General features: G+C 67.8%; 13 protein-coding genes. 2 read left to right on the forward strand and 11 right to left on the reverse strand.

Annotation, left to right across the window (positions count from 1 at the left end; all coding sequences use genetic code 11):
* Nucleotides 1–29 precede the first annotated feature (29 nt).
* Nucleotides 30–977 carry a MoxR family ATPase gene (locus HBNXHr_RS10670; RefSeq protein ID WP_275737194.1) on the forward strand — a complete coding sequence of 316 codons (948 nt, stop codon included), beginning with the start codon at nucleotides 30–32 and terminating at the stop codon, nucleotides 975–977.
* Between the two features lies 1 nt (nucleotide 978).
* On the opposite strand, the gene HBNXHr_RS10675 is transcribed toward HBNXHr_RS10670, so the two are convergent.
* Genes HBNXHr_RS10675 through HBNXHr_RS10685 form a run of 3 tightly spaced genes read right to left on the reverse strand, consistent with a single transcriptional unit; the run spans nucleotide 979 to nucleotide 4,294 of the window.
* The gene (locus HBNXHr_RS10675) at nucleotides 979–1,470 is read right to left on the reverse strand and encodes a hypothetical protein (RefSeq protein WP_275882107.1); all 492 of its coding nucleotides are present in this window, start codon (nucleotides 1,468–1,470) and stop codon (nucleotides 979–981) included.
* Nucleotides 1,470–3,383, reverse strand: a complete 1,914-nt coding sequence (locus HBNXHr_RS10680) for a DUF58 domain-containing protein (RefSeq protein ID WP_275883719.1) — start codon at nucleotides 3,381–3,383, stop codon at nucleotides 1,470–1,472. Before HBNXHr_RS10680 ends, HBNXHr_RS10675 begins: the two co-directional genes overlap by 1 nt.
* A gap of 5 nt (nucleotides 3,384–3,388) precedes the next feature.
* On the reverse strand, nucleotides 3,389–4,294 hold the full coding sequence (locus HBNXHr_RS10685; protein ID WP_275882108.1) for a DUF4129 domain-containing protein: 906 nt from the start codon (nucleotides 4,292–4,294) through the stop codon (nucleotides 3,389–3,391).
* A 146-nt stretch (nucleotides 4,295–4,440) separates the two neighbouring features.
* Between HBNXHr_RS10685 and HBNXHr_RS10690 the strand changes: the two genes are divergently transcribed.
* Entirely contained in the window at nucleotides 4,441–4,677 is a 237-nt protein-coding gene (locus tag HBNXHr_RS10690; RefSeq protein ID WP_275737197.1) for an HTH domain-containing protein, read from the forward strand.
* Between the two features lie 17 nt (nucleotides 4,678–4,694).
* On the opposite strand, the gene HBNXHr_RS10695 is transcribed toward HBNXHr_RS10690, so the two are convergent.
* The 8 genes from HBNXHr_RS10695 to HBNXHr_RS10730 form a co-directional block, all read right to left on the reverse strand.
* Nucleotides 4,695–5,186, reverse strand: coding sequence for a hypothetical protein (locus HBNXHr_RS10695; RefSeq protein ID WP_275882109.1), 492 nt, complete (start codon nucleotides 5,184–5,186; stop codon nucleotides 4,695–4,697).
* Entirely contained in the window at nucleotides 5,186–7,108 is a 1,923-nt protein-coding gene (locus tag HBNXHr_RS10700; protein WP_275882110.1) for a DUF58 domain-containing protein, read from the reverse strand. The genes HBNXHr_RS10695 and HBNXHr_RS10700 overlap by 1 nt, the downstream gene beginning before the upstream one ends.
* Nucleotides 7,105–8,010, reverse strand: a complete 906-nt coding sequence (locus HBNXHr_RS10705; RefSeq protein WP_275882111.1) for a DUF4129 domain-containing protein — start codon at nucleotides 8,008–8,010, stop codon at nucleotides 7,105–7,107. Before HBNXHr_RS10705 ends, HBNXHr_RS10700 begins: the two co-directional genes overlap by 4 nt.
* A 33-nt stretch (nucleotides 8,011–8,043) precedes the next feature.
* The gene (locus tag HBNXHr_RS10710) at nucleotides 8,044–9,663 is read right to left on the reverse strand and encodes a hydantoinase B/oxoprolinase family protein (protein WP_275882112.1); all 1,620 of its coding nucleotides are present in this window, start codon (nucleotides 9,661–9,663) and stop codon (nucleotides 8,044–8,046) included.
* On the reverse strand, nucleotides 9,660–11,654 hold the full coding sequence (locus HBNXHr_RS10715) for a hydantoinase/oxoprolinase family protein (protein ID WP_275882113.1): 1,995 nt from the start codon (nucleotides 11,652–11,654) through the stop codon (nucleotides 9,660–9,662). The genes HBNXHr_RS10710 and HBNXHr_RS10715 overlap by 4 nt, the downstream gene beginning before the upstream one ends.
* 37 nt (nucleotides 11,655–11,691) lie before the next feature.
* Entirely contained in the window at nucleotides 11,692–12,615 is a 924-nt protein-coding gene (locus tag HBNXHr_RS10720; RefSeq protein ID WP_275882114.1) for a thiamine-phosphate synthase family protein, read from the reverse strand.
* Nucleotides 12,616–12,780: 165 nt separating this feature from the next.
* Nucleotides 12,781–13,776: an aldo/keto reductase gene (locus HBNXHr_RS10725; RefSeq protein WP_275882115.1), complete on the reverse strand. Its 996-nt coding sequence runs from the start codon at nucleotides 13,774–13,776 to the stop codon at nucleotides 12,781–12,783.
* Between the two features lie 120 nt (nucleotides 13,777–13,896).
* Entirely contained in the window at nucleotides 13,897–14,046 is a 150-nt protein-coding gene (locus HBNXHr_RS10730; protein WP_275882116.1) for a hypothetical protein, read from the reverse strand.
* Nucleotides 14,047–14,470: the final 424 nt, after the last annotated feature.

Here is a 14,470-nt window from a genome sequence, read left to right on the forward strand (position 1 = left end):
CTAAGGGCGCGTGGAGCGATCATCGGTCCATGGATGTCTCCGAGGCGAGCGATACGTGTACCCGGCTGCTGGACGAACTCGAATCGGCGATCATCACCGATCAGGAGTTCCTCGAAACGGTCTTTCTCGGCGTGCTCGGTCGCGGGCACGTCCTGCTCGAAGACGTGCCCGGCACGGGCAAGACGCTGACTGCCCGAAGTCTCGCGGAGGCGCTCGGCCTCTCCTTTTCGCGCGTCCAGTTCACCCCGGACCTGCTCCCGACTGACGTCACCGGGACTCACATCTACAACGAGCGCGATCGGACCTTCGAGTTCAGCGAAGGCCCGATCTTCGCCAACGTCGTCCTGGCCGACGAGATCAACCGTGCCCCGCCGAAAACCCAGTCGGCGCTGCTGGAAGCCATGGAGGAGGGACAGGTCACCGCCGGCGGCGACACCTACCAACTCCCGGATCCGTTCTTCGTCATCGCGACCCAGAACCCCGTCGAGATGGAAGGAACCTTCGAGTTGCCCGAAGCCCAGGTGGACCGCTTTGCGATCAAAGCGACGATGGGCTACCCCGAACTCGACGGCGAAGTCGAACTCCTCCGACGACGGGCCGGTCGCGACGACCAGAGCCCCTCGGTCGAGACGGTGCTCGACGCCGAATCGGTAACGGCGCTCCGGCAGGTTCCCGAAACGATCCGGGTCGAGGAGGACTTGCTGGAATACATGGCGGAAATCACGCGGGCGACACGCGAACACCGCCACGTCGAGGTCGGCGTCTCGCCGCGTGGCACCCAGCGGTTGTTCGAGATCGTGCGGGCGCGAGCGACGATTTCGGGCCGGGAGTACGTCACGCCGGACGACGTCAAGCGGGTCGCCCGGCCGGCACTGGCCCACCGGCTAGTACTCACGCCCGACGCCAGAGTCGACGAAGTGCCCAAAACAGCCGTGATCGACCGGGTTCTCGAAGACGTTCCCGTCCCGACGGTCTGACTCAGGCACGCATCGCGAGCAACACCAGCCCACCGCCCCCGAGGAAGGCGACGAGCGCGACGAGGGGCTGACCGCCGGTCGAGACCAGAAACGTCCCGTAGACGAGCACCATGGCGACCGCGCCGACGAACGTCGAGCCAGCCCCATGGATGACGATCGAGCGGACCATCGTGGCATCGGATCCGAGTTGGCGGGTCACGTTGATCGATTGCTCGCCGATATCCCACCCCAGGACGGCCCCGAGAATCCCGACGAGCAACAGCCCCGGCGAGAGCGAGGCCGCGCCGGCGAATACGACCGCGGCGAACTGCAAGAGGGCACCGAGCCCGAGTACGCGCTGGGAGCCGCGTGCGGTCCCGACGACGGCGATCAGGCCACCGGCGAACGCAAGCAGACCGGCAGACGGAACGAGGGACAGGGCCAGGGCGGCGATTGTGACCGCCCCGCCGGTCAACAGAAGGGCAAACCGGGGTGGGCGGATCGCTTCATCCATCACGACCACCGCCGTCCAGCGTTCGTCAGCGCAAGCGCGAGCGATTCGTCGCGGTCCCAGTCGACCACGCGAACGTTGGCACCGCGAAGCTCCGAGAGCCGCTTGCGACGTTCGAGACGTGCGAGCGTCCGTCCCGGGGTCCCGCTGCCGGAGGAATCCGGACTGATGATCGTTACCGGGTGCCCGCTCGCCTGGAGCTGTCGAACGACCCCGACGACCTCGTCGTCGACCAGCGGCGAAAACACGAGCAGCTGACTGTCAGACGGCAGTCGCTTTCGGAGCGCGGGCAGATTGATACGCTGGTAATACGGGAGCGTCGGCGGCGACGGGGCGAAGGCCTCGTCGGTCGCGAGTATGTCATGGAGGCGCGCGAGGTGCGTGTGACCGGCCCCCGGTGAGAGCCAGCACTGCCGGGGCGACAGGGCGGCAAGTCCGACCCGGTCGTCGGCAGCCAGCAGCGCCGACGCGAGTTTCGCAGCGGCGAGGACGCTCCGGTCGACAGCCGACGGCGAATCGTCGTCGCTGGCGACGTAGGCCTCCCGACGGGCATCGATAACCAACACGACCGTCGCCGCACGCTCCTCGTGGAACTGCAGCGTCGCCAGGCCCTCGCCACGGGCGGCCCGGCTCCAGTCGATGCGTGTCAGTGGATCGCCGCTGCGGTACTCCCGGACCGAGTGAAACTCCAGACCGCTCCCGGCAGAGTCAGTCAGGACGCGGCCGACGTGCATCGAGGCGTGCTTGCGAAGCGGGACCGACAGATCCAGCGCCGAGGCGACGTCGTACGTAACCGATTGATCGCCGTCGACGTCGGTTTCCGCGACCCGTTCGAGCGTGCCCGGGAGGTTGCGCGAGACGAGAAACGCATCCTCGAAGGTGTGGTTCCCACGCACGCCACTGAGCGTGTAGGTGTATTCCATCGTCGCGCCGGGCCGGAGTGCGGTCCCGTGGCGGGGACTGTTGTCCTCGACAGTGAGGTCGGCGGGCACACCATCGACAATCCGAAGATCGGGGATGAGTTGCTCGCCGACGTTCTCGACTTCGACGGTGACGGACACGGAATCGCCGGGATGGGGATCGGTCGGCTGGATATCCCGGTCGATCCGAACCTCCGTCGAGGGCGACGAGCCGGCGACTGCATAGGCACCGAGGCCCGACAGGACAGCCCCACACAGGACCAGTCCGGGCTGGCTGAGGAGCACACCGAAGCCGACCGTCGTCAACGCCAGTGCCGTCAGTCCGTGCCACCGATCGGTCGCATGATCGCCCGGCTCCGTCGGCTCCCGGTCTTCGGATCTGTCCGGAATCTCGCCCCAGGAGACCTCCTCGCCGGCGAGACCCGCGAGTTGCTCGATCGCACTGACGATCCGACGCTGGAGCACCGGCGTCCCACTGACGAACGACGACACGCGATCGCGAACGCTGGTTCGTTGCCCCGAAAACAGCGCGACTGCGTCGGCGTCGTCGCTCCACGTGCCGGCCTGGAGTTGTTCGTCGACGTCCGCCCCATCCCCCTCGAACACAGCCTCGGCAACCGCCCGAATACGATCCTTGGAGGTACTCTTGACCTGCAGTCGGCCCATGGCGTTCTCCGCATTCTTGATGAGCATCTCGTCGAAGTCATCCCCCGGCACCGAGACCGTCGTCCGGCGTTCGACAGGCGGGGTCTCGGCGGTATCAACCGACGAAAGTGCGCGCTTGAACCACCGACGGGCAGCGAAGAACAGCAACGCCGCCCCGATGGCCATCACGACGAGATACTCCATCGAGAGCCCGCTCCCGACCCCCGGTGCGATCAACACCACGAAGCCGGCGGCAACCGCGAACACGCCGAAGACGCTCAGAAACCGCCGCAGCCCGACCGCCGAGGCCTCGTCAGTCTCGTCGTCGGGACGGCGGGACCGGGCGCGCATCCGGCTCACGTCTCATCACCAGCATAGGTCGACTCGATCCGCCGCAAGGCTTCGGTCGCCTGGCGTTCACGCTCCTCGGAGACGGACGCGTCGCCGTATCGAACGTCCTCGAACAGCCGTGTGAGTTCCTCGACGTCCCGGGGTTTCATCCCGGCCTCGATCGCCGCCTCGGCGAACTCGCCGGGCGTCGTGGACTGCCGGTTCGGGACCGCAAGCGCCGCAGTCATATCCACCCAGGCGCGGTAGACCACATTCGAAGTCGACGCTGTCCCGTCGGCGAGTTGGTCGGCCGCACGGCCGGCCGCGGCACCGACAGGCGTCAGTGTCTCCGGCGTGACGTCGTCGTCTTCGGATTCGGCTTCCGGTTCGGCGGGAGTCTCATCGGTCGACAGTCCGAACAGAACGACGAGCGCGAGCAACGCGACAAGCCCGATTGACCCCAACAGGAACGGCGACGGCGGCGCGGACTCGATAGCTTGGGGCCCAAACCCGCCAGCGCCACCCGGGATGCCAATACCAGTGTCCTCTGCGAACCCGAAATCGCCGCCCTCGCCACTCAGCGCCGAAATCACCTCCATGAACAGCCAGAAGGCGAGACCGGCCAGGACGACGGCAGAGACGATCGTGATGAGATCACGAACGCTGAGAACGTAGACGGCCACGGCCGTAGTGAGCACGAACAGTCCCAGGAACAGGATCTGCACGACCGGACCCACATCGGGGAGCGGCGACGAATCGATATCCTGCGGGTCGTCGGCCTGAAACAGGGTCGTGGAGTTCCCCTCGATGGAAAGCAGACTTCCCCCACCCTGCGCGGCAGGGCTGGTCAGCGTCCCGGCGGCGAACGCGAGCGCGAGCGCGCCAACGACGCCCACCATTACGACACCTACCGTCCGACGATCGACTTGCACTATCGGGGGCTAATCGATCGATCAATGTGAGTGTTGTCCCCATGCGAATAGCGCCCGCTATCGAAGCCACCCCACCAGCCACGCGGAAGGAACGACTGGGCTGGTACGCCACAAGAGAATAAATACGATCACGCCGAAAGACACGTATGAGTGAATCAGGACGCGAAACAGAATATACCGTCGAGGCGGTGACGGACATCTTCAGCGACCGGAGAGATTACGCCGAACCGCTGACGGCAAGCGAGGTCGCCGACACGCTGGGCTGTTCGCGCCGGACAGCACTGAACAAATTACACGAACTAGAGGAGACGACGGATCTGACGTCGAAGAAAGTCGGCGGGCGCTCTCGCGTATGGTGGATTCCCGTCCACGTCGACGGGTGAGATCACTGCGTCGCGTCTCAGAGGCGCGTCCCCGCCAGGACGGCCACGCCACCCCCCAACAGGAGGACGAGCGCGAGCAGGGGGCGACCGCCACCGGCCAGTTGATAGAGGCTGGAGATGCCGCCAAAGAGGAGGGTTCCGACGAGTACTGTCCCGGCTGCATGGACCACCAGCGGACGCGTCCCGCTGGCTGTCGTCCGTAACTGTTCGGCGACGGTGATCGCCTGTTCGCCGAAATCCCAGCTGAGAACGACCGCGAGCGACGCGGCGAGGACGAGTGCGATCCCAAGCCCGCCGAGGGCAGCCACGATCACAGCGCCGAACTGGACGGCGACGCCGATCCCGAGGGTGGCCCGTGATCCCCGCCGGACCCCCACGATCACCCCCACGCTACCGACGACGGCCGCCAGTCCCGCGACCGGGACGGGACTCGTGGTCACGACGACGAGGATCCCAGCCGCGACGGCCGGGACGCTCAGCCGCCGGGTCGGCGTGGCCGGCCCCGCCATCACGACCACCTCCGGCCGGCCGCCGTCAGGGCCAGCGCGAGCGGTTCGGACTCATTCCAGTCGACGACGCGAACGTCGGCCTCGCGCAGACGCGAGAGGCGCAAGCCGCGTTCGATCCGGGCCAGCGTCCCGCCCGGCGTTCGCCCGCCCGTCGGGTTCGGGCTGATCACCGTCGTCGGATGGCCGCTCGCCTGGAGTCGACGCACGATATCGACGAGTTCGTCATCACAGACCGGCGAGAACACCAGCAGCTGGGCGACGCTCGGGAGTCGCTTCCGGATCGATTGCAGCCGGATCGCCGGCTTGAACGACTGGTCCGGCGGCCGCGGGCCGAACGCCTCCGCGTTCGCGAGCACCTCATGAATCCGTGTCCGGTGGGTGTGCCCGGAACTCGGTGCCACCCAGCACTGGCGGGGGGACAGCGCCCCCAGACCAACCCGGTCGTCGGCATCGAGCAACGCCGACGCGACTTCCGCCGCCGCGAGAACGCTCCGATCGACGGCTGACGGGGCGTCCGCGTCCGAAGCGACGTAGGCTTCCGCCCGAGTATCGACCAGCATGACGACTGTCGCCGATCGCTCCTCACGGAACAGTAGCGTCGCCAGTTCCTCACCGCGGGCCGCCCGACTCCAGTCGATCCGGTTGAGCGGATCGCCGGTCCGGTACTCCCGCACCGAGTGGAGTTCGATACCGCTGCCGCCGACGTCGGTGAGTACCCGCCCGACGCTTCGGGAGGTCTGTTTGCGCAACGGAACCGAGCGATCCATGGCCGCCGTCACGTCGTAGGTGACGGACGCGTCGCCCGCGGCAGTGACGTCCGCGACGCGTTCGAAGGTCCCCGAGAGGTTCCGGGTGACGAGAGACACGGCACCGAACTCGTAATGCCCCCGAACCGCCTCGACCCGGTAGGCGTACGTCGCCGTCGCGCCCGGTCGGAGCGCAGTCCCGTGGCGCGGCGAGCCGTCCGTGACGGAAAGGCCGTCCGGGACGCGATCGATAACCCGGAGGTCGGGCACGAACTGATCGCTCTCGTTTTCGACCTCCACGGTCACCCGGACAGTCTCACCCGGCGTCGGCTCGACGGGTTCGATCGAACGGGAGAGCCGAATCGAAGCCGTCGGTGGCGATCCCGCCGCGGCATAGACGCCAACGCCGCCGAACAGTGCGCCCGCGAGCAGCAGGGCCGCCGAGCCGAACACGACGCCCACGCCGACGGCCGTCAGCGCCATCGGCTTGAGTATTCGAAAGCGGGCGGTCGGCCCCAAGCCGGGTTCCGAGGGGATGATCGTCGATGTCTCCGCCGGTTCGTCGAGTTCGACCGACGCGCTCTCGCCATCGTAACGCGCCGCGAGTTCCGCGACGGCGGCGTTGACGCGACGCTGAAACGTCGTCTGTCCGGTTCTGGCGGCTGCCAGCCGGTCCGTTAGGCCCGCCGCAGTCTCGCTGTCGCCGTCCGCCAGCAGCGCCCCAGCCGCGTCGTCGCTCCAGAAGCTGTCGACCGACTCCGTCTCGGAGTTGCCACGCTCGCGGTCGCGGATCCGCTCAGCGACCGATTGCAGGCGATCGACGACCGCCTGTCTGGCTCGCAACCGCGTGATCGAAGCGACACGCCGATCGGCGATCGTCCGATCGAACGCCCCGCCCGGAATGGAGATCGGCGTGCGATCCTCGACTGCCGGTGGCGTCGCCGATTCGATCGGCGTGAGCACGAGTCCGATCCAGTACCGCAGACTGGCCGCCAGGATGACGACGCCCAGTAGCGTCACGAACCCGTATCCGAGTCCCGTCTCCGACGCGAGCGACGGTCGGACGATCGTCACGACACCGCCGAGGACCGCAAGCAGGCCGATCACACCCAGAACGCGCCCGATGCCCGGAGCGTGTCCGGTGTTTTCGACACCCGCCCCGTCGGCAGCGGTCACGACTGCTCACCCGCGTAGGTCGCCTCGATACGTTCCAATGCCGCCCGAGCGCGTTCGGCCCGCGCTTGAGAGACCGACGCGTCGCCGTAGCGCACGTCCTCGAACAGCCGGGTGAGTTCACGAACGTGCTCGGGATCCATGCCCGCATCGACGGCCGCATCGGCGAACTCACCGGACGTCGTCGTTTCCGGATCCGCGACCGCGAGGGCGTCGGTCATCTCGATCCAGGCCTCGTAGACGGCATTGTCCGCTGTACTCTCCGAGGCCGCGATGCCGGCGGCGGCACGACCGGCTGCCTCACCCAGCGAAACAAGTCGCTGCTCGCCCGCTGATTCGTCCGCATCGTCCGCCGGGATATCGATGGCCGTCTCGTCGCCCGAGCGTGCGAACAGGACGCCGACCGTGACCAGTATCACGAGTATCCCCGCACCGAGCAAATACGGTGAGAGGCCGCCGCTTCCCGGTGGCGCTGATTCGCCGGTCGACAGCGACATCCCGGTCTCGTTAGCGACGGTTCCGTTCATCGAAAAGATCGTGCCACCCATCCCGACGTTGCCCATGAGCAATCCGATGACCGCGCCGGGTATCACCACTGCCAGAGCCCCCAATACGATACGGACGAGTTCCTCCGTATCGAGGAGTAGCAAGCTGGCCAACAAAAACACCACCGCTGAGACAGCCAACGCGGTCCAGAGCACGTCGAGATACAGCGACGGGATCGGTAGATCGAGTGTCCCGCTGAAGAGTTCACCTTGCGGGTGCTCCCCCGACCCGAGATTGATCCACCCCGCCGAAGCTTCCTCCCCTGCCGGATCCGTCAGCATCGCTGCCGAAACCACCAGCGCAAGGACGCCGATCAATCCGACGACGAAGACGGCAACCGTGCGGCGATCAGCCCGCATTGTACGGATGTTCAAATCGGACGGCCATGAGTGTTATCCATTCTCAGAGTCGTCCACGTCGGTTGCGCCCCTGACTACGGCACCGTAGCCACCGCCACCCGGTGTCAAAACGGTCACGACGGTGCCGGCCCCAACCTCGCGAGTGACCTTGGCCTCGACCGCCGCGCCGTCGATCAGGTTCCGACCGGTCGCCCCGTCACCGCCGCCCGCTCGGCCCGCCGGCGCGTGTCGCCGTCGCTCGGTCAGCAGCGACACCGTCGCCGCCGTCTCGACGCGGATCGACCGCCGGAGACCGTCACCGCCCGCGCACTCGCCCTCGCCGCCGCTCCCCCGCCGGATCGAGTACGCCTCGACCCGAAGGGGGTAGGCCGCTTCGAGGGCCTCGACGGGCGTGTTCTCCGTGTTGGTCATGCCGACCTGCACGCCGTCGGCCCCGTCGGCGTCGGCTGTCGCGCCCCCTCCCCCACCGATCGTCTCGTAGTAGGTGAAGGTGGGCGAGCCGATCACGAGGTTGTTCATCGTCCCCTGGCCCGCCGCCGGGACGCGCTCGGGGGCAGCCTCGCCGATGGCCGCAAAGACAACGTCCGCGACGCGCTGGCTCGTCTCGACGTTGCCGCCCACGACCGCCGCCGGCGGGTCTGGGTTCAACAGCGAGCCCGCCGGCGCACTGACCGAGACTGGATCGTAACAGCCCTGGTTCGGCGGGACGTCCGGGTCGGTCACACACCGGACGACGAAGTAGACCGCGCTCTTCGCGACAGCGAGCGGCGCGTTGACGTTGCCCGCGACCTGCTCCGCGGTGCCGGCGAAGTCCACATCCAGCCGTTCGCCGTCGATCGTCACGGTCACCTCGATCGGGATGTCCGCGTCGGTGATCCCGTCCCCCTCGAGGACGTCGCTCGCCCCGTAGCGGCCGTCCGGCAGGGCCGCGATCTCGCGCTCGACGCGCTCGCGTGAGTACTCGATGACGGCGTCGAAAGCGTCCCTGAGTCGGTCGCCATGCTCGGCGAGCAGGTCGCCGATCCGTTCGGCACCGCGGTCGTTGGCCGCCCGCTGGGCGCGCAGGTCCGCCCGGCGCTCGTCGGGATTGCGGACGTTCGCGAGCAGCAGGTCCTCGACCTCCGCCCGCAGATCCCCGCGCGCCACGAGGCGCGTCGGGGGGATCACCAGTCCCTCCTGATAGACGTCCCGCGCGCCGGCGGGCATGCTGCCGGGGGCCATCCCGCCCACGTCGGCGTGGTGGGCCCGGGAGGCGGCGTAGGCCACGATCTCGCCTCCGTCTCGCGGGCGCGGCCCGCTCGAACGCTCCGCGGCGTCGGCCCCCTCGCGGGTGATCGGCGAGACCATCGTCACGTCCGGAAGGTGGGTCCCGCCGGTGTAGGGGTCGTTCAAGACGAACACGTCGCCGGGGTCGGGATCGCGCTCGCGGACTGCGTCGACGGCGTCGGGCATCGCCCCGAGGTGGACCGGGATGTGCTCGGCCTGGGCGAGCAGGCGACCGTCGGCGTCGAAGACCGCCGTCGAGCAGTCCCGGCGCTCGGCGATGTTCGGCGAATAGGCCCCGCGGATCAGGACGTCGCCCATCTCCTCGGCGACGCCCGCAAGCTGGTTGCGGACGATCTCGAGTTCGATCGCGTCGAGTCGTTCGCTCACGCCGACCCACCTCCATCGAGGACGAGCGTCCCACGATCGTCCACCGAGCCCGTCCAGCCCGGCGGTACGACGACCGTGCTCTCGCCACCCGCGACGACGGCCGGTCCATCCACGGACGCACCGGCGGAAAGCCCCTCGCGATCATACACCCGCGTCTCCCGATAGCGACCCTCGAAGGAAACCCGCCGCGTCGTCCGGTGTGGATCGTCAGTGCCCGCGCTCGACAGCGGCGGCTCCTCTCCAGGGATGGTCGCAGTCGTCCGGAGGGTGACGAGTTCGACCGGCTCGTCGGGGAGTCGATAGCCCCGGACGCGCTTGTGGGCGGCGTGGAAGCGATCCCGCATCGCCGTCGGATCGAACGGGTCTGTCGCGGGGACAGTCACCTCGTAGCTCTGGCCGGCGTACCGGAGGTCGGCCTCGCGCTCGATCGTCGCGCGGTCGGGGTCGCTCGCGTCCCCGAGAACGCTCGCCTCGAGGTCATCGTAGCGCGCTTCGATCGTCGCCACGTCGGCCGCCGCAAGCCGGGTCCGGTGGGTGCGGGCGGCGTCGTGGGTCTCGTCGGCGGCGAGCAGCCCGTACGCCGAGAGGACGCCGCTGGCCCCCGGGACGATGACGCGCTCGATCCCGAGGCGATCGGCCAGCGCGGCGGCGTGCATCGGTCCCGCACCGCCGAAGGCGACGAGCGAGAACGATCGGGGGTCCTGGCCGCGCTCGACCGTCACCGACCGGATCGTCCGCGTCATCGTCGCGTTCGCGACGCGGTAGATCCCCCGGGCCGCCGCCACCGGCCCGTCCAGGTCGGCCTCGCTTGCGAGATCGGCCAGCGCCGCCTCCGCGGCGTCGGCGTCGAGGTCAAGAGCGCCCAGCGATTCCCCGCCGAGATAGCCCAGCTGGAGCGCGGCGTCCGTGACCGTCGGCTCGGTCCCGCCGCGGCCGTAGCAGGCCGGGCCGGGCTCGGCACCCGCAGAGCGGGGACCGACCCGGAGCGCCCCGCCCGCGTCCACCCAGCCGACGCTGCCGCCGCCGGCCCCGACCGTCTCGACGTCGACCATCGGCACGCCGACCGGGCGCTCGGCGATCGTCGCGTCGGTGGTTCTGGCCGCCGTGCCGTCGGTCACCAGGCCCACGTCCGCGGAGGTCCCGCCCATGTCGAAGGTGACCAGCCGATCGGCGTCCGCGACGGTCGACGCGCCGACGACGCCCGCCGCCGGGCCCGACAAAAGCGTCGTCACCGCGTGCTCGCGGACGGTCGCCGCCGGGGCGATCCCGCCGTTGGATTGCATGACCCGCGGAGCGGGCAGTCCCCGCTCGCGTGCCCGCTCGGTCAGCCGACCCATGTACGCGTCGATGACCGGCGTCACATAGGCGTCCGCGACAGTCGTGGCGGTCCGCTCGTACTCCCGGAACGTCCCGAGCACCTCGTGACTCGTCGAGACCGACCACTCGCCCGCCGCTTCCAGGGCGTCGGCGACCGCCCGCTCGTTCTCGGGATGGGCGTAGGCGTGCAGGAGAGAGACCGCCACGCTCTGGACGTCTTCGGGGATCGAATCGGCGAGTGCCCGGACGGCGTCGGGATCGACCGCGCGCTCGACGCCCTCGGGCGTGGTACGCTCGTCGATCTCGAAGCGTCGGGCAGGCGGGACCAACGGCTCTGGCCTGCTCGCATCGAGGTCGTACGGCGCGGGCCGATCCTGGCGGCCGATCGCGAGGACGTCCGCGAACCCCTCGGTCGTGACCAGCGCCGTCGTCGCTCCCGCCCCCTCGAGCATCGCGTTGACCGCCGCCGTCGTCGCGTGGCGGAACCGATCGACGGCCGCGACGTCGATCCCGGCCGATTCACACGCCGTTTCGATCCCCGCGAGGACACCTTCGCTCTGCTCGCCCGTCGTCGGGACCTTGGCCGTCATGAGCGTCCCGTCGGCGATCAGTACAACGTCGGTGAACGTCCCCCCGACGTCGACGCCCAGCCAGGTCACCTCGCCCGCGTTCATGGCTCCAGGTCGGGGCAGCGACGGGGTAAACCCTCGGTCACGACCCGTCCTCGGCGTCGGCCACCAGCTCGATGGCCAGCCGGGTCGCCGCGACGGCGTCAGTGCCGAAGACGTAAGTGATCGGCTCGATCCCGAACGCCCCCTCGTGGTAGATGACCGGTGGAACCGCTCCTCGTTCGCGGAATGCGCTTTCGAGGCGCTCCGGGCGGTCGTCGTAGCCGGCGTCGAACGCGAGGGGGTCGATCCCGCGATCGCGGGCAGCATCGAGAACGGCCTCGTCAGTCGAGAGATTCAGGGCTGCCCGGACCGAAGCGTCGACACTGTTGGCTGCCAGGATCGTCCGGGCGACGTGCTCCGAGCCCCCGAACTCCGGGTTCGCGGGCACGTCGATCCGGCCGCGCATCGCATGGACCCGACCCGGGACGGCCGCCACGTCGAGTTCGTCGTCAGGCTCGGGCAGCGCCATCCCGACGTTCGTCCCGACGTTGGGGACGTACCCGACCATCACACTTGCATCGGCCAGGAGTCGCGTCGCCTTCCGGACGGCCGAGAGGACGGCCCGCTCGTCGGCGACCGACTCGTCGTAACCGCGCACGCAGAGATCACATCCGAGTCCCGCAAGCGCAGGGACCTCTTCCTCGTGGATCTCACAGATCGGTCCGCGATCCTCGAACGCCCGGATTACCGCGAGCAACTCCCCGAGCGCCTCGTAGGCATCCATCGACTCCTCGGTGAATCCAGTCGCAATACGGTCGACCGCGGACTGCATGCGCGGCTCCTCGCTGAATCGCTTCTCAGTCGTAACCTCGCCGCCGACGTACTTGCTGACCGCCGCCTGCGTGACCCCGAGGTGGTCGGCGATCTCCTGTTGAGTGAGGCCGCGATCGGCCAGTTCTGTGGCAAGCATCGCCCGGGCCGTCGGGAGAAACCGATCGACGACGATCTCGCTCGGCAATCGCATGCCCGGGGTTTCGATATCCCCCGATATAAGCGACCGCCTTGCGAGTCTCGTGTGCACACTCGGCATGGTACGCGAACCCATCCCTTCTGTATCGCAACATACAATTCATATCTGCGTTATAACACGTCACGCTACCGGCCAATTGGACAAAGATTTGTTAGAAACTCACCAGCGATGGTGAACGTCGTCGGAGACGAACTCCTCGTAGATGTCTCGAACCGCGCCGTGGGTCTCGTGGCTCAGCGGTTCCATCTCGGCGGCTGCGACGTTGTCCCGGATGTGTTCGGGCGAAGTCGAGCCCGGGATCACCGTGGAGACGGCGTCGTGATCGAGGATCCACCGCAGCGCCATCTGGGCCAGGGTCATGTTCTCGGGGACGTGCTTTTCGACAGCCTCGACAGCATCGAGGCCCCGCTCGAAGGGCAGGCCCGCGAACGTCTCGCCGCGGTCGAAAGCTTCGCCCTCGCGGTTGAAGTTCCGGTGGTCGTTCTCGGGGAACTCGGTCTCGCGGTCGATCGCTCCGGTCAACAGCCCCGACGCCAGGGGGACGCGGACGATCACGCCCACGTTCCGGCGCTTGGCTTCCTCGAAGAACAGTTCCGCAGGGCGCTGGCGGAACATGTTGAAGATGATCTGGACGGTCTCGACGCCCGGGTACTCGATGGCTTTCAGCGCCTGTTCGACTTTCTCGACGCTGACGCCGTAGTGAGCGATCTTCCCGCGCGCTTTGAGGTCGTCCAGCGCGTCGAAGACATCAGGTTGGTAGTAGACCTCGTTGGGCGGACAGTGCAACTGGAGTAGATCCAGCGTCTCCGTGCCGAGGTTCTCGCGGCTTCGATCGACGAACCGCTCGAGGTTCTCGGCGTTGTACCCCTCGGCAGTGTGGGGATCGAGACGCCGACCGGCTTTCGTCGCGACCACGACGTTCTCGCGGTCGTAGTCAGATTCGTCCAGAACGGCCCCGATGTGTTGCTCGCTCGTTCCATCGCCGTAAACGTCAGCCGTGTCGAGGAAATCGACGCCCGAATCGAGGGCTGTCCGGACGACCTCGCGGCCGGCCTCGTCCTCGACATCACCCCAGGCCGCGCCACCGATGTTCCAGGTGCCGAGTCCGATCTCCGTGACCTCGTAGCCGGTCTGGCCGAGTGGTCTCGTCTGCATAGTTCGAGGCGATGTTGGGTCTCAGCCCACTTGTAGCGACCGCTCCAGGTCGCCCGCGTCTGATCGGACAAACCGCTAGAAACCACACACTCGGCCGGCAACTGTCGAGAACGACCCGCCTCAGGCCTCGACCCACTTCACGTGACGAACGTCGTAACTCCCACATTCCGGGCACGCGTGGTACTGGACTGAAAACCGCGTCTCACAGGACAGACAGATGTAGGGATCGACGGCTGCCTGCTCCTCCCGATCCCTGCTGAAGACACCCATTGGGACCACGGCTAATCTAGCGTGACCGGCCACCAAAAAACGATGCGATCGTTCATCCGGGTGGATCACCACTCCGTCTGTCGGTCGGGCCGCGGCGGCCAACCGGCTACTCACCCCCGGTATATATTGGATCAAATGGTCATATATCAAATGATATTTTTCGCTGAATTGGAGAGACAGGTCCCTCCCTGTGGTCCGTCAGAGCCGCGAGGATCGGCCCGGATCGCCGACGGTGTCGCGCTCGACCAGCCACAATCGGGCAACCGACACCACAGCGTGTCAATACGTCCCAGATAGCAAGCCTTGGGTCGGTGATCGGTGGGGAGAGTGGAAAAGAGACAAAGCAACAGTCGATGGCCGGAGTTATTACCAGATTACTCAGAAACGACGTGGCGCTCTCGCCGGCGATCGCCCCGATGACCTG

The organism is Halorhabdus sp. BNX81, from assembly GCF_029229925.1.
In the GTDB taxonomy this organism is placed as follows: Archaea; Halobacteriota; Halobacteria; order Halobacteriales; family Haloarculaceae; genus Halorhabdus.